This window comes from Halorubrum sp. CBA1125, assembly GCF_009742825.1.
Taxonomy (GTDB): Archaea; Halobacteriota; Halobacteria; order Halobacteriales; family Haloferacaceae; genus Halorubrum.
Map to the genome: position 1 here is coordinate 1 of NZ_WPCE01000033.1, position 19,636 is coordinate 19,636.

16 protein-coding genes and 4 pseudogenes are annotated in these 19,636 nt (G+C 69.2%); 7 read left to right on the forward strand and 13 right to left on the reverse strand.

Going from position 1 to position 19,636, the window contains the following annotated elements:
* Window positions 1-646, reverse strand: a pseudogene (locus GJ633_RS05260) (alpha/beta hydrolase); the annotation flags it as partial.
* Window positions 647-759: 113 nt separating this feature from the next.
* The gene (locus tag GJ633_RS05265; RefSeq protein WP_156587770.1) at window positions 760-1,170 is read right to left on the reverse strand and encodes a halocyanin domain-containing protein; all 411 of its coding nucleotides are present in this window, start codon (window positions 1,168-1,170) and stop codon (window positions 760-762) included.
* A 130-nt stretch (window positions 1,171-1,300) separates the two neighbouring features.
* Here GJ633_RS05265 and GJ633_RS05270 point away from each other — a divergent pair, with 130 nt between their 5' ends.
* A complete protein-coding gene (locus GJ633_RS05270) occupies window positions 1,301-1,753 on the forward strand; it encodes a DUF5799 family protein (RefSeq protein ID WP_156587772.1) in 453 nt (150 codons plus the stop codon).
* A 58-nt stretch (window positions 1,754-1,811) separates the two neighbouring features.
* Here GJ633_RS05270 and GJ633_RS17020 read toward each other — a convergent pair whose 3' ends face one another.
* From GJ633_RS17020 to GJ633_RS05285, 4 genes are all read right to left on the reverse strand, one after another.
* Window positions 1,812-1,961, reverse strand: coding sequence for a hypothetical protein (locus tag GJ633_RS17020; protein ID WP_197431242.1), 150 nt, complete (start codon window positions 1,959-1,961; stop codon window positions 1,812-1,814).
* A gap of 56 nt (window positions 1,962-2,017) precedes the next feature.
* Window positions 2,018-2,641 carry a winged helix-turn-helix domain-containing protein gene (locus tag GJ633_RS05275; RefSeq protein WP_156587774.1) on the reverse strand — a complete coding sequence of 208 codons (624 nt, stop codon included), beginning with the start codon at window positions 2,639-2,641 and terminating at the stop codon, window positions 2,018-2,020.
* A 115-nt stretch (window positions 2,642-2,756) separates the two neighbouring features.
* Window positions 2,757-3,836 carry a glutamate--cysteine ligase gene (locus GJ633_RS05280; RefSeq protein WP_156587776.1) on the reverse strand — a complete coding sequence of 360 codons (1,080 nt, stop codon included), beginning with the start codon at window positions 3,834-3,836 and terminating at the stop codon, window positions 2,757-2,759.
* Window positions 3,837-3,916: 80 nt separating this feature from the next.
* Window positions 3,917-4,630, reverse strand: coding sequence for a diphthine--ammonia ligase (locus GJ633_RS05285; protein WP_156587778.1), 714 nt, complete (start codon window positions 4,628-4,630; stop codon window positions 3,917-3,919).
* A 231-nt stretch (window positions 4,631-4,861) separates the two neighbouring features.
* Between GJ633_RS05285 and ileS the strand changes: the two genes are divergently transcribed.
* Together ileS and GJ633_RS05295 are read left to right on the forward strand one after the other, a co-directional pair.
* On the forward strand, window positions 4,862-8,017 hold the full coding sequence (gene ileS, locus GJ633_RS05290; protein ID WP_156587780.1) for an isoleucine--tRNA ligase: 3,156 nt from the start codon (window positions 4,862-4,864) through the stop codon (window positions 8,015-8,017).
* A gap of 122 nt (window positions 8,018-8,139) precedes the next feature.
* Window positions 8,140-8,610 (forward strand): GNAT family N-acetyltransferase, encoded by a 471-nt coding sequence (locus tag GJ633_RS05295; protein WP_156587782.1) that lies wholly within the window; start codon window positions 8,140-8,142, stop codon window positions 8,608-8,610.
* Window positions 8,611-8,656: 46 nt separating this feature from the next.
* On the opposite strand, the gene lrpA1 is transcribed toward GJ633_RS05295, so the two are convergent.
* The 3 genes and pseudogenes from lrpA1 to GJ633_RS05310 form a co-directional block, all read right to left on the reverse strand.
* Complete coding sequence (gene lrpA1 / locus GJ633_RS05300) at window positions 8,657-9,085, reverse strand: HTH-type transcriptional regulator LrpA1 (RefSeq protein ID WP_156587784.1); 429 nt, start codon at window positions 9,083-9,085, stop codon at window positions 8,657-8,659.
* Between the two features lie 107 nt (window positions 9,086-9,192).
* Window positions 9,193-10,130 (reverse strand): annotated as a pseudogene (locus tag GJ633_RS05305) (thiamine pyrophosphate-dependent enzyme).
* A gap of 2 nt (window positions 10,131-10,132) precedes the next feature.
* A complete protein-coding gene (locus GJ633_RS05310; protein WP_156587786.1) occupies window positions 10,133-12,028 on the reverse strand; it encodes a 2-oxoacid:acceptor oxidoreductase subunit alpha in 1,896 nt (631 codons plus the stop codon).
* A 187-nt stretch (window positions 12,029-12,215) separates the two neighbouring features.
* Between GJ633_RS05310 and dph5 the strand changes: the two genes are divergently transcribed.
* The 3 genes from dph5 (at window position 12,216) to GJ633_RS05325 (ending at window position 14,052) form a co-directional block, all read left to right on the forward strand.
* A complete protein-coding gene (gene dph5, locus GJ633_RS05315) occupies window positions 12,216-13,013 on the forward strand; it encodes a diphthine synthase (RefSeq protein WP_156587789.1) in 798 nt (265 codons plus the stop codon).
* A 123-nt stretch (window positions 13,014-13,136) separates the two neighbouring features.
* Window positions 13,137-13,523 carry a cyclic nucleotide-binding/CBS domain-containing protein gene (locus GJ633_RS05320; protein WP_156587791.1) on the forward strand — a complete coding sequence of 129 codons (387 nt, stop codon included), beginning with the start codon at window positions 13,137-13,139 and terminating at the stop codon, window positions 13,521-13,523.
* Between the two features lie 154 nt (window positions 13,524-13,677).
* Complete coding sequence (locus tag GJ633_RS05325) at window positions 13,678-14,052, forward strand: cyclic nucleotide-binding/CBS domain-containing protein (protein WP_156587793.1); 375 nt, start codon at window positions 13,678-13,680, stop codon at window positions 14,050-14,052.
* A 13-nt stretch (window positions 14,053-14,065) separates the two neighbouring features.
* Here the strand turns inward: GJ633_RS05325 and GJ633_RS05330 are convergent.
* Both GJ633_RS05330 and artA read right to left on the reverse strand, forming a co-directional pair.
* Window positions 14,066-15,239, reverse strand: a pseudogene (locus tag GJ633_RS05330) (MgtC/SapB family protein).
* A gap of 314 nt (window positions 15,240-15,553) precedes the next feature.
* Window positions 15,554-16,516, reverse strand: coding sequence for an archaeosortase A (gene artA, locus GJ633_RS05335; RefSeq protein WP_156587794.1), 963 nt, complete (start codon window positions 16,514-16,516; stop codon window positions 15,554-15,556).
* Window positions 16,517-16,775: 259 nt separating this feature from the next.
* Between artA and GJ633_RS05340 the strand changes: the two genes are divergently transcribed.
* Window positions 16,776-17,054: a hypothetical protein gene (locus GJ633_RS05340; protein WP_156587796.1), complete on the forward strand. Its 279-nt coding sequence runs from the start codon at window positions 16,776-16,778 to the stop codon at window positions 17,052-17,054.
* A gap of 76 nt (window positions 17,055-17,130) precedes the next feature.
* Here GJ633_RS05340 and GJ633_RS05345 read toward each other — a convergent pair.
* Together GJ633_RS05345 and GJ633_RS05350 are read right to left on the reverse strand one after the other, a co-directional pair.
* A pseudogene (locus GJ633_RS05345) lies at window positions 17,131-18,632 on the reverse strand (MATE family efflux transporter).
* A 91-nt stretch (window positions 18,633-18,723) separates the two neighbouring features.
* Window positions 18,724-19,155, reverse strand: a complete 432-nt coding sequence (locus GJ633_RS05350) for an EamA family transporter (protein WP_156587798.1) — start codon at window positions 19,153-19,155, stop codon at window positions 18,724-18,726.
* Window positions 19,156-19,636: the final 481 nt, after the last annotated feature.

Consider the following 19,636-nt stretch of genomic DNA (forward strand, 5'->3'; position numbering starts at 1 on the left):
CGTCTCGACGAACGCGGCGAGGTCGGCGAGCTCCTGTCGACCGACCCCGTGACCGCCGGGGTACGAGCCCTCGGTGACGTCGGCGCCGATCGCTTCGAGCCGATCTGCGGCGGCGGCCGACCGGGACTCCGGGATCACGCGGTCGCCGGCGCCCGCGCGACGAAGATCGGCTTGCCCGCGATGCCGTCCGGTACGCGATCGGCGTGCGAGTCGGGGAGGTAGCCGTGCAGCGCCGCGACCCACGCGTAGCGGTCCGGGTCCTCCAAGACGAGCGCGAGGCTCGTGATCGCTCCCTGGCTGAACCCGAGGAGTCCGATCCGGTCGGCGTCGAGGTCGTAGGCCGCCGTCGCGGCGTCGAGACTCTCGGCGACGAGGTCGAGGCTCCGACGGAAATCGTCGGCGTCCGGCTGGCTCTCTTCGAGCCCCCCGCCGGAGAGGTCGAGCTCGTACCACGTGTACCCGCCCTGGAGCCGGTCGGCGCCCGGAGACTGACGACGTGGAGGTCGTCGGGGAGTTCGGCGGCGATCGGCAGCAGGTCCTCCTCGTCGGCGCCCCGTCCGTGGAGCACGAAGACGGCCGGGGACCCGTCGGTTCCGGTCTCTTCGTCGGGCGCGACGTGGACGTGTTCGAGCGGTAGGTCGGCCATACGGGGTGGTTCGTCGCCTCGGGGCTTCGGTCTGTCGACCGCGGCAGCGACCCGGTTCGCCGGACTCGACCGTTCGGTCGGCTCACTCGATGACCTCGCCGCTTCCCGACCGTCTACTCGACGACCTCGACGCTCCCGACCATCCCGCGCGTCTGGTGGGGCGTACAGACGTACTCGAAGAGCCCCGTCTCCGAGAACGCGTGTTCGAAGGTGAACCCCGCCTCGTCGGTGAGTGCCGACTCGAACGCTCCGTCGACCGCGACCACGTTGTGGCCGCCTCCCTTACCGGTCCACTCCCAGACGACGGTTGTCCCGGGGTCGACGGCGACGTGCTTCGGCGCGAACGCGAATCCGTCGCCGGCACCGACGGTGACCGTGACGGTGTCAGCGCCGGTCCGGTCGACCCGCTCGGACGCGCCGTCGTCTCCGCTCCCGGGCGACGCGGCGTCCGTACAGCCCGCGAGCGCGACGACGACAGCCGAACCGGCGCCGGAGAGGAGCGTCCGGCGCGTTCGATGGCTCATGTGGGTGCCACGGGACCGACGGTATAAAACGACCCGCGAACTCCACGCCGCTGGGAACGGTCCCACGGCGTCGGCGACGGCTGCTCCAGCGGGGGACGGGCTTTTTACCGCGACCGACGAAGAGGGTGACATGAGCGAGTGGATGGACGCGATCGTCGGAGAGCGGATGACCGTCGACAACCAGTTCAACGACCGCGTCGAGGCCTCACGGTTCTCCAGCCAGGAGTGGGGGTTGATCATGACCGCGACCGAGTTCGAGATCGAGAACCCGGACGACGACGAAGCCGCTCGGCTCGTCGCCGACACCTCGAGCCTTCCGGCGATCATGCCGGAGCTAGAGAACGTCCGGTCGCAGGTGGCGTCGATGGGCGGCGCTCCGGAGCAACGAGACGACGGGAACTCGAGCGGGGGGCTCGTCGACGCGGTCAAGGGCGCGCTCGGGTTCGGCGGCGGAGAGAGCGGCTCGTCGGACGAGGAACTCGAAGCCGCCGAGCGGCTCGTCCAGGAGTACGCCGACGAGCTACAGGCGCACCTGGTGGAGGTCGGCAAGTGGGAACAGGTCCGCGTCAGCTATCAGGAGTGAAGGGGTCGGGGCGTCGACCGGAGAGATAGGGGAGACGGGACGGGACGCGCGGACGCCGTCACTCGAAGTCGCTGCCGCGGAACAGGGTCAGTTCCTCCGCCTCGTAGATGTTGATGAGTTCGCTGATGATCTCGTCGTACTCCTCGTCGTCCATGCGGAGCGCGTCGAGGCGCTCGATCGTCTCGTCGTCGAGATGCACCTGGGGCATACGCGTTCCTTCGAGGCCCAGTGAATTAAAACGCACCGGTGGATCGCGCGCCGCGCTTATGTGTCGCGGTCGTCGTCTGCGGTATCGTCGTCCGTGGTGTCGTCGTTCGTGGTGTCGCCGTCCGCGATGTCGCTGCCGTAAGGGTCCTCGTCCGCGTCGCCGACGGAGATCCGGACCGGGTCCGGGTCTTCCTCGCGCGACTCACCGCCCAGTCGGCGGTCGAGGTTGAACACGGCGTTCAACTCGCGCTGGACGTCGCCGACGACCCCACGGACGAGTTCGCTCGGCGCGATCGCCTCGTACTCGTAGGGGTTGTTCCCGGCGCCGCTCGACTCGCGTTTGTCGCGCACGACCGTTCCCTCCTCGTGGAGTTCCGCGAGTGCCTCCCGGACGGTGCTCGGGTAGAGACCGGTCCCGTCCGCGACCTCGTCGCTGGTGCTCTGCGGGTGCTCCCGGAGGTAGACGTAGATCCGGGCGCGCGTCTCCGTGTCGAGCAGCCACGCGAGCAGGTCGACGACGTTGTCGTCGAACTCCCGGACGGCCTTGTCAGCGCCCTCTCCGAGCCGCTCCCGCGTCCTGCGGAGCTCCTCGCGGGTGCGCTCCGCGGGCGACTCGTCGCCGGCCGACCCGGCGGCGTCGGTGGCGTCGTCCGCGCCGTCGTCGGTGTCGTCCGCTGTCATACCGGAATCTGGGGTCCCCGCGCCCAAAAGCGTTTCTCGTCGCTTTCGTTCCGACGGAACGGACTGTTCGGGGTCGTGCTCGAGGGTGACCGGGTCCCAGAACGACGAGCGTCGCTCACGGCGACAGGAGCAGGTCCGCACAGAGCGCGTCGAGCCCCTGCTCCTCGCGGAGGCGGCGCTGGCGTTCGCTCCCGCTCTCGGCGTCGTACACGCCGCGGATCCCGTCGATCCCGAGCCGGTCGCACTCCCGGTCGACGACGTCGCCGAGGGCGGTCGTCCCCTCGCCGTCGCGGTCGAGGAACGACGCGTCGTGGCCGTGACGGACCGCGCGCCACTTGTTCTCGTCCAACAGCTCGCGGCGCAGCGCCGAGCCGGACTCGCCGTCGGCGTAGCGCTCGGCGTAGTCGACGACCAGCGCGTGGACGTACTCGACGAGCGCCAGGGTGACGGCCGGGTCGCGCTGAGCGTCCGGCGCGCGCACCTCGACGGTGCCGTGGCCGGTGTGAGGACGCACGTCGAACCACAGTTCGCCGCGGTCCGCGATCGAACCCTGTTCGACCATCCGGCGCTCGTACCGCTGGAAGGCGTCGAAGTCCTCGAAGGCCGAGGGGACGCCGGTGTTCGGGAGGTTCTCGAAGATCTTCGCGCGGGCCGACGCGAGCCCGGTGTCGAAGCCACACCAGAAGGGGGAGTTCGAAGACAGCGCGAGCAACACGGGACAGTGCCACCGGAGCCGGTTCGCGATCCACACCGCCTTGTCCGCGTCGTCGACGCCGACGTGGACGTGTAACCCGGCCGTGGTGTTGCGGTGCTGCGGGTACTGGATGCGGTCGAGCTGGGACCGGTAGCGCGGCTTCTCGACGTGTTCGAGCTCGCGCCAGTCGGCGGCGGGGTGTAACCCCGCGGCGGCGATCTGGTACCCGTCCTCGGCGGCGTGTTCGACGAGCGCCTCGCGGACCGTCGACAGCGCGTCCCCGGCGTTTGACGGGTCTTCGACGATCCCCGTCTGGGCCTCGATCGTGCACTGGAACAGCTCGTGGTCGAACCCCTCCGGGACCGCCGGCGGCGGGTCGCGGCCGTAGACGAGGTCGTCGGTTCCCGATGTCGGGCGGCCGTCGGCATCCACGATGTAGAACTCCTCCTCGATGCCGAGCGTCCCCATCCGGGCGAACGCGTCTCGCGAACCGAGCTCCATTACCCCCGTTTACCGCCCCCGCGGTCTTATAAGAACTGGAAGGCGAAACGGCGGCCGGCGACGGGCGACACCGGAGCACGCTACGCCAGGTACGCGTCGCGGATCGCCACGTGACCGCGGTCGCCCTCCCAGACGGTGTTGTACTCGATGTCGATCCGGCGGTCCATGTGCGGGCCGTCGACGACGTACGTCTCGAACTCGCCGCCCTCGCCGAGCGGGTGGACGCCGTACTCCTCGCGGAGGTCGCACAGCTCGGCGAGCGCCGCCGCGTCGTACCGCCGGCCGAGCCACGACTCGTCGAGCCCGTAGGCGGCCACCTGCACGATCCGGATCTCGAAGCCGGCGTCCAGCATCGACTCGGCGAGGTCGATCGGATCCTCCCGCCACAGCGGCGCGAACAGGTCGATCTCGAGCCGGTCGCAGAGCCCCCGGATGCGGCTCGTCTGGTACTCGCTCTCGACCGCCCCGGCGGTCACGCCCGCGAGGTCGACGCCGTCCTCGGCGGCGATATCTCGGAGCGCGGCCTCCAGCGGCTCCAGCTCCGCGTCGCCCTGCGCGCCGGCGTCGTCGACGTCGTCCGCGCCGAAGTCGTCGGGCGAGACCTCGACGAGGTCGATACCGACGCTCTCGGCCGCGAGCGGGGCCAGTTCCGTCGCCGGCGTGTGATACATGTACGAGTCGCCGGCGGGGTGGACCGTCAGCAGCCGCGAGACGTCGAGGCCCTCCTCGAGTCCCCGGTACAGCGCCCACGAGGAGTCTTTCCCGCCCGAGAACAGGCTCACCCAGTCGCTCATGGCGGGAGGCGGAGCCGAACGGGTAAAGCGCCGGCGGTCCGCGTGCGTCGCCCGCTGTCTCTCGTCTCAATCCTCGCTCCTGTCTCTCGTCCGTCCGTCGGCCGTCGCGTTCGATGAGCCACGACCCCCGATGACGAGCCGCGATCCCACGACCGACTCTACAAGGCGCGCCCCGACGCTGCCGACGTCGACTCCGCCGTATTCAAATACGCGCGCGAAGACCAACGGAACATGGAGCAGATCGACGACCAGTACGCGCCCGCCGACGTCGAGTCGGCGGTCGACGAGTACTGGGACGACGCCGGCGCCTACGAGGCGGCGAAGGAGGCGCACGCCGACGATCCGCCGTTCTTCTTCGTCGACGGGCCGCCGTACACCTCCGGACAGATGCACCTCGGGACGGCGTGGAACAAGACGCTGAAAGACGCCGTCATCCGCCACAAGCGGATGACCGGCCACCGCGTCACCGACCGCCCGGGCTACGACATGCACGGGCTCCCGATCGAGGTGAAAGTCGAGGAGGAGCTCGGCTTCGAGAACAAGCGGGACATCGAGGAGTACGGGATGGAGGCGTTCATCGAGCGGTGCAAGGAGTTCGCCTTGGAGAACCGGGCGGCGATGGACGAGGACTTCCAGTCGATCGGCGCCTGGATGGACTGGGACGATCCCTACGAAACGATCTCCCCGGAGTACATGGAGGCGGCGTGGTGGGCGTTCTCGGAGGTCGCCGACAACGGGCTCGTCGAGCAGGGGAAACGATCGATCTCGCAGTGCCCGCGGTGTGAGACCGGCATCGCCAACAACGAGGTGGAGTACGAGGACGTCGAGGACCCTTCGATCTACGTGAAGTTCCCGCTCGCCGACCGCGAGGGGAGCCTCGTGATCTGGACGACGACGCCGTGGACCATCCCCGCGAACACCTTCGTCGCCGTCGACGAGGAGCTCACCTACCAGGCGGTCCGCGCCGAGAAGGACGGCGAGTCCGAGCTGGTCTACGTCGCGAAAGAGTGCGTCGAGGACGTCCTCGCCGAGGGGCGCTACGAGGACTACGAGGTCGAAGCGGAGCTCACCGGCGACGAACTCGTCGGCTGGGAGTACGACCACCCCCTCGCGGACCGCCTCGCCGACTACCCCGACTTCGAGGGTGCGGGACGGGTGTACGCCGCCGACTACGTCGAGGCGGACCGCACCGGGCTCGTCCACTCCGCGCCCGGCCACGGCGAGGAGGACTTCGAGCGCGGCACCGAACTGGGACTCGACATCTTCTGTCCGGTCGAGCCGAACGGCGAGTTCACCGCGGCCGCCGGCGAGTACGCCGGGCAGTTCGTCCGCGACGCCAACGACGACATCGTCGCGGACCTCGTCGCCGACGGGTACATGCTCGCACACGGCACGGTCGAGCACAGCTACGGCCACTGCTGGCGGTGTGACACGGGGATCATCCAGCTCGTCACCGACCAGTGGTTCATCTCGATCACGGACGTCAAAGACGAGCTCCTCGCCAACATGGAGGACTCCGAGTGGCACCCCCAGTGGGCCCGCGACAACCGCTTCCGCGACTTCATCGAGGACGCCCCCGACTGGAACGTCTCGCGGCAGCGCTACTGGGGGATCCCGATCCCGATCTGGGTCCCGGAGGGCGCGGAGGCGGAGAACCTCGACGACGACATGATCGTGATCGGCACCCGCGAGGAGCTCGCCGAGCGGGTCGAACAGGACGTCGACCCCGAGACGATCGACCTCCACCGTCCCTCGGTCGACGACCTGACGATCGTCGAGGACGGCACCACGTACCGCCGCGTCGAGGACGTCTTCGACGTGTGGCTCGACTCCTCGGTCGCCAGCTGGGGAACGCTCGGCTACCCGAGCGAGCAGGAGGCCCACGACGAGCTGTGGCCCGCCGACCTGATAATCGAGGCCCACGACCAGACGCGCGGCTGGTTCTGGTCGCAGCTCGGGATGGGCACCGCCGCGGTCGGCGAAGTCCCCTACGAGGAGGTGATCATGCACGGCTTCGCCAACGACGAGGACGGGCGCAAGATGTCGAAGTCGGTGGGGAACATCGTCACGCCCGAGGAGGCGATCGAGCGAGCGGGCCGCGACCCCCTCCGGACGTACCTGCTCAGCCACGACCAGCAGGGCGTCGACCTCGCGTTCGAGTGGGACGGGCTCGGGGAGATCCAGGGGAAGCTCAACATCCTCTGGAACGTCTTCCGGTTCCCGCTGGAGTACATGGGGCTCGACGGCTACGACCCCGCCGCGGCGAGCCTCGCGGACGGCGAGCTCGAGCTCGTCGACGAGTGGGTGCTCTCGCGGCTCCAGTCGGTCGAGACCGAGGTGACCGAGGCGTGGGACGACTACCGCGTCAGCGACGCGGTCAACGCGGTCCTCGAGTTCGTCACGCAGGACGTCTCGCGCTTCTACGTGAAGGCCGTCCGCGACCGGATGTGGGAGGAGTCCGACTCCGCCTCGAAGCGCGGCGCCTACGCGACCCTGTCGACCGTCCTCGACGAGGTCGTCCGACTGCTCGCGCCGATCGCGCCGTACCTCGCCGAGCGGATGTACCAGACGCTCGACGGCGAGGCGACGACCGTCCACGCGCTGTCGTACCCCGAGCCCGACGCGTCGCTCCGGGACCCCGACCTCGAACGCGACGTGGCGGTCCTCCGCGATGTCGAGGAGGCGGCCGCGAACGCCCGCCAGCAGGCCGGCAGAAAGCTCCGATGGCCGGTTCCGCGAGTCGTCGTCGAGACCGACGACGAGACGGTCGCGGCCGCCGCGGAGCGGCTCTCCGGACTCATCGCCGACCGCGTCAACGCCCGCGAGGTGACGGTGACCGACGCCTTCGACGAGCTGGTCGAGACCGCGGAGCCGCAGATGGACGCGATCGGTCCCGCGTTCGGTGCCGACGCCCAGAAGGTGATGGAGGCGCTGCAGGGCGCGACCCGCGACGCGGTCGAGAACGGTGAGGTGACCGTCGACGGGGAGCCGGTCGACCTCGACGACTCGATGGTCGAGTACGCGGCCGAGCCGCCGGCCCACGTCTCGGGGGCGGACTTCGACGGCGGCACCGTCTACGTCGACACGTCGCTCACGCCCGAGATCGAGTCCGAGGGCTACGCCCGAGACGTGATCCGACGGATCCAGGAGATGCGCAAGGAGCTCGACCTCGACGTCGAGGCGCGGATCCGCGTGGGCGTCGACGTCGACGACGACCGCGTCGCCGGCTTCGTCGACGAGCACGCCGACCTGATCGCCGGCGAGGTGCGCGCCGACGCGTGGCTCGACGACCCCACGGCCGTCGCTACGGACGCGGGAGACGGGCTCGTCGAGGAGTGGGAGGTCGAGGACGCCGCCGTCACCATCGGGATCGAGCCGGTCGCGTAGTCCGTCTCCGGCTTAGTGAAGAGGCCGGACCCGGCCGCGAAGCGGCTTCGGCGGGTTGTCGCTACGACGAGATGTTGTGTCGTCCCGAAACCTATAGGTGAGCGCTTTCCCCACACTCGAGTATGAATGTCCGGGCGGCCAGGCCCGACGACGCGGAAGCACTTCGGACCGCCGTTTCGCGGGCCCGGGAGGCCTCGGTGTTCGACGACATCGGCGCGCCGCTGCTCGACGTCTCCGCGGCCGGCGTCCGCGAGGCCGCGGCCGAGGCGGAGTGGTCGTTCCTCGTCGAGGACGACGACGGCCCGATCGGCGTGGCGATCGCTCACCCCGACGCGGACGAGTCGGACGCGGAGCTGCTTGCGCTGTGGGTCCACCCTTCTCACGCCGGAGAGGGCGTCGCGGCCGACCTCCTCGCGCGGGTCGGCGGCGCGCTCCGTTCCCAGGACATCGAGACGCTGCGGGCGACGGTCCCCGCGGACAGCCCCGGCGCGAGGGAGTTCTTCAGGGCGCACGGGTTCGAGCCGTGCGGCACCCGACGCGGTCCCGCCGGCGTCGAGTCGATAGTGGTCGCCGACCCGGTTGACCTGCGCTGAGCGGTCCACACAGCCGGTCGGCAGGAGACGGGTCGGACCGCGCGGGCTACTTCAACCGCTCCTGTAAGAACGAGGGATGCGCCGCGGTGACGCCGTCGACGCCGAGCAGCTTCTCCGAAATGACGTCGCCGAGTTCGTCGCCGTCGCCGGCGCGGACCTCCGCCATCAGCATGTGGTCCCCGGACGAGGTGTACAGCGCCTGCACCTCCGCTAGCCCTTTCAGTTCCCGGGTCGCCTCCACGTACTTCCCCGAGTCGACGTCCATCCCCACGATCGCGATCGACTGCGAGGAGAGCTTCTTCGGGTCGACCTCGGCCGAATACCCGACGATCACGCCGCGGTCTTCGAGCCGGTCGATGTACTTCCGCACCGTCGGCTTCGAGACGTCGGCCCGCTCGGCGATCTCGGCACAGGAGGCCTGCGCGTCATCCTCTAACACCGACAGGATCCGTTCCTCCGTCGATACCGTACTCATGGAGCCCTATTTGTCTCCATTGAAAAAATACCTTGCGAATCGAAAAACGAGACGGCCAGACGACCAAAGCGCGCCGAACCGGAGACGACTCGGTAGCTGCGGGTGCTCTACGCGTGCTTGTCGAGGAACTCGTCGTGTGACCGCTCCCACTCGTAGTCGTCGTCCCAGTAGCGCTCGGCCAGCGGCTCCGCGGGCATCTCGCCTATCGCCTGCTTCTCTTCGCCGTAGGACGGGCGGTCCTCGTCGACGTAGTAGCGGCCGGTGAGGACCTCGCCCTCGTACAGCGACTCCTCGGTCTCGCGCATCATCTCCGCGGCCTCCACGCGGTCCGTCTTGTCGAACTCGTAGTCGTCGGACTCGTTGACGTCGATGTACGGGACGTACTGGCGCGCGTCCTTGTTCCACGTCGGACACTGAGTGAGGAAGTCGACGTGGGCGAAGCGTCGTGTTCGATCGCCTCGATCAGGATCTCCTTGGCCTGGTTGGGATTCACGGCGGCCGTGCGCGCGACGTACGACGCGCCGGCGTTCAGCGACAGCGAGAGCGGCTTGAGCGGCTCCTTGGCGCTGCCGGACGGCTGGGTCTTCGACGTGTGACCCTTCGGGCTGGTCGGGGAGGTCTGCCCCTTCGTGAGCCCGAATATCTCGTTGTTGAACACGATGTACGTCATGTCGTGGTTCTCCCGGGCCGTGTGGAGGAAGTGGTTCCCGCCGATCCCGTAGCCGTCGCCGTCGCCGCCGGCGGCGATCACTTCGAGGTCGGGGTTCGCCAGCTTCGCGGCGCGGGCCACGGGCAGCGAGCGCCCGTGGATCGTGTGGAAGCCGTACGAGTCGAGGTAGCTGTTCAGTTTCCCCGAACAGCCGATGCCGGTGCACAGAAGCGTCTCTTCCGGCGTGCGTCCGACCTCGGGGAGCGCCTGTTTCAGCGCCTTCAGGACGCTGAAGTCACCGCAGCCCGGACACCAGGTCGGCTGTGGCTCGACGCTCGGGGTGTACTCGTCGCGGTCGATCTCTCGTTCCTCTCCGATGGCTGAAAACGTGCTCATTGTTAGTCACCTGCGGCTGGGACGAAGGTGGTCTGATGGGTGGACGCGTCGGCGTCGCCCTCGATGATGGCGGCTTCGAAGCCGTCGACGATCTCCGCCGGCTCGAAGGGGTTGCCGTTGTACTTCAGCAGGCTCGACAGCTTCTCGCCGTAGCGGCCGAGGTTCTTCTGGACGAGCCCGCGGAACTGTCCGGAGGCGGTCATCTCGACGACGAGCACCTCGTCGACGCTCTCGACGAACGCCTCCACCTGCTCGGTCGGGAACGGGTGCATGTCGGAGACGCCGTACGACTTCACCGAGACGCCGGCGTCGTTGAGCCGCCCGACCGCCTCCTCGACGGTGCCCTGCTGGCTCCCGAAGGTGAGGATGCCGTACTGGGCGTCCTCGGGGCCGGCGTACGACCCGGTGTCGATCGTGTCGAGTTCCTCGCGGATCACCTCGAGCTTCTCGAGCCGGCGGTCGATCTGTGCGACCCGGTTGTCGGGGCTCTCGCTGATGTGGCCCGTCGGGTCGTGTTCGTTGCCGGTCGCGAGGTAGCGGCCGCCCTTCTGCCCGGGGATCGACCGGGGCGAGACGCCGTCGTCCGCCTCGTGCTGGAAGCGGTGGAACTTCCCGTCCTCGCTGTGGGGCTGCTCGGCCAGCGCGTCCTCCGAGAGCGTCTTCCCCAGGTCCGGGTTCGGCTCTCGGTCGAAGTGGCTCTTGGGGACGTTGACCATCTCGCCGCCGAGCTTCTGGTCGTACAGCAGGATCGTCGGGATCTGGTACTCGTAGGCCAGCCGGAACGCGAGCCGCGACTGCTCGTAGGCCTCCTCGACGGTGCCGGGCGCCAGGACGACGCGCTGAGAGTCGCCCTGTGAGGTGTACAGGACGTGCTCGAGGTCCGACTGCTCGGGTTTCGTCGGCATCCCGGTCGAGGGACCGGCGCGCATGGCCTCGACGAGGACGACGGGCGTCTCCGTCATCTCGGCGAGCCCGAGCGGCTCGGACATCAGCGCGAAGCCGCCCCCGGACGAGCCGGACATGGCCTTGACACCGGCGTGAGACGCGCCGACCGCGAGCGCGGCCGCCGCGATCTCGTCTTCGACCTGCTCGGAGATCCCGCCGATCTTCGGCAGGTGCTTCGTCATGATCGTGAACACCTCGGTCCACGGCGTCATCGGGTAGCCGGCGATGAACCGACAGCCCTCGTCGATGGCGCCGTACGAGATGGCGTCAGACCCGGACATGAGCAGCTGCGTCTCCTCGTGTTCGCCCGTCGGCACGGTGACGTCGGGCGCGTCGATGTCGTACTCCTCGCGGACCTGATTGTACGCGGTCTCTAAGATCTCGAGGTTCGGGTCGAGGATCTTCTCCGGCATCGCGTCGCGCATGAGGTCCTCGACGTGATTGAGGTCCATCCCGATCAGCGCGCAGGTCGCGCCGACGCCGGCGGTGTTCCGCATGACCTCACGGCCCATGTCGCGGGCGAGCCCGCGGAGGTCGAGGGGGTATACGTGCCAGTTGTTCTCCTCGGCGCGCTCCTCGAAGTTCGGGATCTCAGAGGCGTCGAGCAGTCCCTCGTCGTACACGATGACGCCGCCCTCGCGGAGTTCGTCCAGGTTCTCCGAGAGGGGTTTTATTTCCTCGTTTCCGTAGACGGCGCCTTCCTGCGGGTTGCGGGCGAACGAGTCGCCCAGCGCGAGCAGGAAGTTGTAGCCGTCGCCCCGCGAGGTGACGGGGTCCGCGGCGGCGCGTATCTCGGTGTAGGTGTGGCCGCCGCGGATCCGCGAGGGATAGTGTCGATGCGTGAAGACGTTCAGCCCCGATCGCATCAAGGCCTTCGCGAAGTTCTGGCTCGTCGAAGCGATCCCGTCGCCGGATCCCCCCGAGATCCGCCAGATGAGTTCGTCGTTAGTCATAGTGGTGTGTGAGCCCGGACGGGCCTCGTATTACGGTCTTGTGGTGGTTACCTCTTAGGGCTTGCTATGGAATCACAAGGGACAATCATGAAGGATCTCGAGGCGTCGAGATCAGCGTCTCTCCCCGACTCCGAACGCCGGCGGCGCCTTTCGCGCCCTTTTAGGCCGCGCCGCGTCGAACGTCGGCATGCTCACGTTCATCGGCCTCGGCCTCTACGACGAACGGTCGGTCACCGTCGAGGGGCGCGAGGCGATCCGCGACGCCGACCGCGTGTTCGCCGAGTTCTACACGAGCCGACTGGTCGGCGCCGACGTCGCAGACCTCGAGGACTACCACGACGTCGAGATCGAGGTCCGAGACCGCGCGGGCGTCGAACGGCGTCCGGACCCGATCCTCGACGCCGCCGTCGAGGGCGACGTCGCGTTCCTCACCGCCGGCGACACGATGATCTCGACGACACATACGGACCTCCGGCTGCGGGCCGCAGAGCGCGGGATCGAGACGCGGGTTGTCCACGGCGTGACCGCCCAGTCGGCGGCGTCGAGCCTCACCGGTCTCCAGAACTACCGGTTCGGGAAGGCGACGACGCTCCCGTTCCCGTACGCGCACGGCGGCGACGACGTGCCGGCGAGCGTGGTCGAGACGATAGAGGCCAACCGCGAGCGCGGGCTCCACACCGTCGTCTACCTCGACATCAAGGTCGGTACCGGCCCGAGCGGTCCGGACCCCGACCACGAGGAGTACATGACCGCCGACTACGCGGCCGAGCTGCTCGCCGCGGGGTGGCGAGACGAACTCGCCGTCGTCGTCGCCCGCGCTGGCGCGCCGGACGCCGTCGTCGCGGCCGATCGACTGAGCGCGCTCGCCGAACGCGACTTCGGCGAGCCGCTCCATCTGCTCGTGGTCCCCGGCGACCTCCACCACGTCGAGGCGGACGCGCTCACCGGGCTGGCGGGCGCGCCGGCCGACCTGATCGAGGAGTGAGCGTCGCGGTCGCACCGGCCTCGCGACGACTCCGGCGTCGAGCCTGCAACGACTCGGCGTCGACCCCGTGCGACTCCGGTGTCGACCGCACGTTTGATATCCCGGCGTGTGGTATCGCGGCTCATGAACGACCTCTCCGTCGAGCGGCTCATGTCGACCGACCTCGTCACGATCGAGCGTGGGGCACCGGCCGCGGAGGCGGCCACGCGGATGTTGGAGACCGGGAAGAACTCGATCCTCGTCGTCGAGAACGACGGGACGCTGGCGGGACTCATCACCGCCACCGACTTCGTCACGCTCGTTCGTGAGAACGATCCGGAGGACGTGACGCCGGTGGAAGAGTTCATGACGCGCGAGGTCGTCACGATCGGCCGCGACGATACCATGGAGGAGCTGACAGAGCCGACAGCTCACGGGTACACCCACCTGCCGGTGACGGACGCCGACGACAGGCCGATCGGGATGGTCTCCACGACGGACCTCACGGAGTACGTCTCGGGAAAGCGGTAGCAGGCGCCCGTGAGTGGGTCCGATCCTCGCCGTCAGCGGGTCCGATCCTCGCCGTCAGCGGGTCCGATCCTCGCCGTCGGCCACGCGGTGCCGTGTGACGCCGCGCAGTTGCGCGATTCGGAAGTGTCTTGTCACACGGTACCACAGTCGGAGTATGGATCCAAACGACCGCACCCGCGTCAGCGAGGTGATGTCGACGCCGCTGGAGACGATCGGTCCCGACGAACCGCTCCGCGAGGCGGCCCGTCGGATGACCGACTCGGACATCAGCGCGCTGGTCGTGACGACCGGCGGCGGCTGCATCGTCACCCAGAGCGACATCGTCGGCGCCGTCGCCGCCCACGGCGACGTCTCCGAGCTCACCGTCGCCGACGTGATGACCGAGAACGTCGAGACCGTGACCCCCGACCTGCTGATGGAAGAGGTCGCGGCCATGATGACGATGTACGGCGTGAAACACCTCCCGGTCGTCGACGACGACTACGTCGGCATGGTGTCCTCGACCGACGTCGCCGAGCACCTCAGCTGACTGACAGGATCGGCTACACCACGAGCAGTGGGAGCCCGACCGCGACGCCGGCGGCGATCAGCACGAGGTTCCACCCGAGCGCCGGCCGCACCAGCTCGCGGGCGATGCTCGCGGCGAACACCGTCTTGACGAGGACGCTCGCGGCCGTCCCGGCCACGACGCCCGCGACGGCGGTGTCGACGCCGATCTGACCGGTTCCGAGCAGCGAGACGGCGGTCGTCGTCGCCGTCCCCGAGGAGACGAGCCCCGCGAGGAACGCGGTCGCGACGAACCCCCCCGCGCCGAAGGTCCGCTCGGCGCCGGCGGAGACGAGCAGGACGACGAGGAACAGCGCGCCGAAGGTGAGCGCGTTCCGGAGGCTGAACGGCGAAGTCAGCTCCGCCTCCATCGTCGTCTGCCAATCGCTGCGCCACACCGCGATTGCCACCCCCGGTGACCGTGATCGCTCCGAGGGGGGCGCCGACCACGAGAGCGGCCTCGGGGACGAAGACGGCCACCACCGCCGCGTTCCGGAACGCCATCGCGGCGTTCGCCAGGAGGATCGAGCCGACGGCGAGGTCGTGGAGGTCTGCCCGACCCTTCGCGCGCTTGGCCATCTCCGCGACGACCGCCGTCGAGTTGACGAGCCCGCCGAAGAACCCGGTGACGGCGTACCCGCGACCCTGGTACCGCTTCACGAGCACGTAGTTGACGAAGCCGATGGCGCTGACCGCGACGACGAGCGACCAGACGAGCCGCGGCTGGATCGCCCCCCACGGGTCGATCGTCTCCGTCGGCAACAGCGGGAAGACGACGAACGCGAGGATGGTGAACTCGACCGCGCTCCGGACCTCCTCGCGGGAGAGCCCCCACGCGAACTGGTGGAGTTCTCGCTTCAAGACCAGAAGCAGCGAGGAGAGGACGGCGACCGTCACGGCCTCGATGAGGAATCCCGCGGCGACGAGCGCCCCGACCCCGTACGCCACGAGCATCGACGCCGACGTCGTCAGCGAGAGCCCGTCGACGTCGGGCTCGACGAAGCTACGGACCGCGAGGAGCACCGCGCTGGCGACGACGAGGGAGCCGCCGACGACCAAGAGCCCGTCGCTGTCGAGGAGCGTGAACACGGCCGCGGCGAGGCTGACGAGCGCGAACGTCCGGATCCCGGCCGACTTCTGTGACCACTCGCGCTCGAGTCCGAGGAACATCCCCAGCGCCGTCGCCAGCACGAGCCTCGCGACGTTCGTCTGGAGGTAGACGACCGGATCGACAGGGGTCACGGACCCGTACCCCCGTCTCGTCCGGGTCCCCGGCGGTCGCCGTCTCGCCGCCGACCTCGTCCGAGTCCGGTCGTCGCCGGCGATCCGGTCATCGGTGCCGGGTCTGCCGCTGGCGCCGGTTCGTTCGATCCTCGCATACCGGTCGTACCGCCCGGCGTATTCTATATGTTACTATATAGATCTATTTAGTTCTCGGGCGGACGACCGCTCTGCGAGGGGGTGACGAGCGGGGTGGCGACCCGTCAGCGGTTGGTCGGCTCGCGCGGGAGGTCCAGCGCCTCGGTGAGGTCGTGTTCCTCGCCGGTGATCAGATAGAGGACGTCCTCTAAGATGACGGCCAGTTCGGGGAGTTCCCGGACGGCGAGGAACGTGATAGCGATGAGCGCCACGACCGCGAGCAGTTGGCTGATGATCCGGTCGGAGATCAGAAACGAGACCCGGTACGGGTCGGTGGCGCCGAAAAGCGTCAACACGATCTCGGGGTACCAGTGCATGTACTGGTTGCCCGCGACGACCGAGATGAACGTCGTCCGGAGGAGGTTGAGCACGTAGATGAGCGGGATCGACACCGCGAGCGCGCGGAGCTTCCGTTCGAGCGGCGCCTCGACGGCGGCGACCAGCCCGCCGAAGATCGCCATGCTCCCGATTCCGGTACACGCGAGGACGATGTGGATGCGGACGATGTGGCCGTTCGCGAGGACCCACTCGTAGGCGGCGTCGAAGCCCTCGCGGCTGGTCACCCGCTCCGGCGCGTACCCGAGCAGGTCGATGAGCATCCCCGTCTGGGTCGCGACGATCTCGATGAGGACCCGGCGCGGCTCGGGGAACGCCATCCCGGCGACCGTGAACGCCGGGATCGTCTCGAAGGGGAGGTAGATGAACAGCATGATCGAGATCGCCCGGGTGAGCGTGAACAGCGACGCGCGGCCGTTGTACAGCAGGTACCCGGCGTACGCGCAGGCGGGAGCGCCGACGAGCGCGAGGATCGACTCCACGTAGCTCTGGTGTTCGAACGCGAAGTAGGGGACGGTCGACAGCCAGAACAGCCCGAACAGCCCCCACGTCACCGCCGCGAGCGTTCGGCCCGCCTCCAGCCCCCGGCTGTCGAGCAGCCACGAGACGGCGAAGAGGACCGCGACGACCCACGCGAACGTGATCGTGTCTGGGAGCGCGCTCAACACGGCCGGCACCCCGAGACCGAGCATGGCGACCCCTCGGGTGTCGGCGAATAAAGCCCTTGTCGTTGCGTGCGGTGCCGTCGCGGACCCGTTTCGTGTCAGGCGTTCCCACGCGTTCGCGGGCGCTGTTCCTCCCGTCCGACAACGCTCGGTCACTCCGATCCGAGGGACGCTCCGTCACTCCCGTCTACGCCCGCTCCGTCGCACCGGTCCGACGAACGGACAGCCGTTTCGCCTTCCCCGCGAAGACCGATAGATACGACAGGGTCCGGCCCGAATCGGGGCCATGAGCGACACGCGGACCGCGTCGGCGAACGGGATCGCGGCGCGCTACGAGGAGGCCGACGGCGAGCGGCGGCTCACGTTCTCGCGGGACGGTCGGGAGGCGACGGTCGTACAGAACGTCGACGGCTACGCGATGCTGAAGGTCCGCTCCGGTCCCGCAGGCGACGAGCGGGAGCGGTACTACGGGTTCGACATGGCGCTCGACCACGCCGCGGAGCTGCTCGACGTCGCCGTCGCGGACCTCCCCGTTCCCGACGACGCCGCTGACATGGGGATGTGAGAGAATCGGATCGCCCGGTTCGATTCCGTTCGGGTCGATCGAGCCCGATTCGGTTCCGCCAAAGGCGACCGTCCGTTCAGTCGTCCGCGGGTGCGTCGGGGCGATACGCCTCGCTTATCGCCTTCCACTTGCCCGAGCGGAACCGCCCGTAGTTGATCGCGGCGGGGATCGTCGTCTCCGCGAGGAACGCGAGGTACACGCCCCACAGCCCGATCGCGGGCAGCGCGATTTCGGGAACCGTGACGCCGATTCCGGGCACCGAAATCACGGGGGTGGCGTCGTGGGCGCCGACGTACGCCAGCGGGATCGCGACGCAGAACATCCCGAGGAACTGGCTCGCGAACGGGACCTTCGTGTCGCCGGCAGCGTCGAGCGGGCCGGCCGCTCCGCCGGAGACGCCCTGGAAGACGATGGCGACGCAGGCCGCGCGCACGAACGCCACCGCGATCGGCACCTCGGGACTGTCGGGCGAGTCGACGAACAGGACGACGACGTCACCGGCGAAGACCGCGGTGACCGCGGCGAAGACCGCGTACGTCGCCGCCGAGAAACGGATGATGTCACGGGCGTATGCCGCCGCCTCGGCGGGGTCTTCGTCTCCGAGCGCCTGTCCGACCAGGCTCGACGAGGCGAGCCCGAAGCCCCACCCCGGCGTGTTCATGATCCCCCAGATCCGCCGGGCGATGACGAACGCGGCGACGGTGTTCTCGCCGAAGACGTCGAGGATCGCGAGCATCGGGAACTCCGCGGCCGTCCATACGAGGTTGCGCGCGCCGACCGGGGCCCCGATCTCGACGAGCGCCCGGAGCATCCCCGGATTGACGTACGACGCGAACGGGTCGATCGTGACCGGGAACGCGCCGAGCACGGGGAGCCCGCCGCGGACGAGCCCGACCGCGAACGCGGTCGTGACGACGACGTTCGAGAGGACGGTGCCGACCGCGGCGCCCTCGACGCCCCAGCCCAGCCCGAAGATGAACGCCGCGCTGAGCGCGACGTTCGCGAGCGCGCCGCCGGCGCGGAGCTGCATCGCGGTGTAGGCGTCGTCGCAGCCGACCAGCGTCCGGCTGCGACGAGGTTGAGCGCGGCGAACGGGACGCCGAGCCCGACCACCCGCAGGTACGCGGCCCCCAGCTCGATCGCCGCCTCGTTACTGCTCAGCACGTCGATGAACCGCGTCGGGAACCACCAGAAGGCGGCCGCCACCGGGAGCGTGACCGCGACCACGAGGAGGACGCTCGACCGGACGGCGGCGCCGAGTTCGACGAACGCCTCCGCACCGTACCGCTGGGAGACCAGCGCGATGGTACCGCCGGCGACGCCGCCGCCGATCGCGAACGCGAACCCCCAGTACGGTCCGGCGAACCCGACGCCCGCGACGGCGCTGGTGCCCACGGCCACGCCGACCATCGCCACGTCGACGGCGTTCTTCGACATCCGCGCGATCCCCGTGACGATGCGCGGCCACGCGAGGTCCGTGGTCCGGACGACCCGGTGGCGGTCGATCAGGCCGGCCCGCGCCAGCGCGAGCCCGATGTAGAGGATCAGCGCGCGGAAGGGGTTCGGGAGGTCGGCCACGAGGATGCGGTCATTTCGCCGTCCCCGCTAAAGGAATTTCGTCAGGCGGCGGCCGTTTCCGGATCGGTGGAACGGCGGGTCGTCCCCCCGCTCACGTCCCGGAGACGAGGTACACGGACAGCACGGCGAACGCGATACCGAGCGCCTTCCGCGCGGAGAACGACTCGCCGAGTAGCGCGACGCCGATGAGCGAGGAGAACACGAGGAACGTCGCGAAGATGGGCGTCACGACGCTCACCGGGCCGAGCGCCAGCGAGCGGTACAAGGCGAGGATCCCGACGCCGAGGAACACGCCCGCCGCGAGCACGTACGGGATCTTCGGCGAGCCGAGGTGGACGGCGAACTCCTGTCCGGTGTACGCGAGAACGCCGAGCGCCATGGCGACGAGCAGCGTGTTCGAGACGACGACCGCCACGTCGCTCGGGACGGCGTCGGGACCGGTCGTGGCGACGCGCATGAGTGGCGAGACGAACGCGTACGCCCCCATCGCGAGCAGGGCGTACGGCAGGTACGAGGGCTCCATGCCGGCGACACGACGACGGCCGGGAAGTGCCTGTCGACTGCGGTCGGAAAGCCCCTGTCGACTGCGGTCGGAGAGCTCCTTCGCTGCGGTCGAATCGAACCCGCTCGCCGCGGAGCTTCGACGCTCCGACGCATCTCGGTGTCGACGTTGCGAGCGCTCTCGCTGCCCTCCGTCCACCACTACCGACCGGCCACGTAACTACGACGCGCGTTTGTCCCACCAGCACGGTTTTTGATTCCGGGTCTGTAGCCCGCCGCATGGTACGACCCTCCCGTCGGGCCTTCCTCGGAGGAAGCGCCCTGACGCTCGCCGGGCTGACCGGCGTCGTGGACCCGACTCCGACGCCCGCGACGACGTCCGAGCGGACCTCTCCGTCGACGTCGCCGAACCGTTCGCCGCGGCCTTCCTGCCGGTGCCGACCGCGGACGCGCTGTCGACGACGTACGCCAGCGTGATCGCCGACCGCGTCGACGCGGCCGAC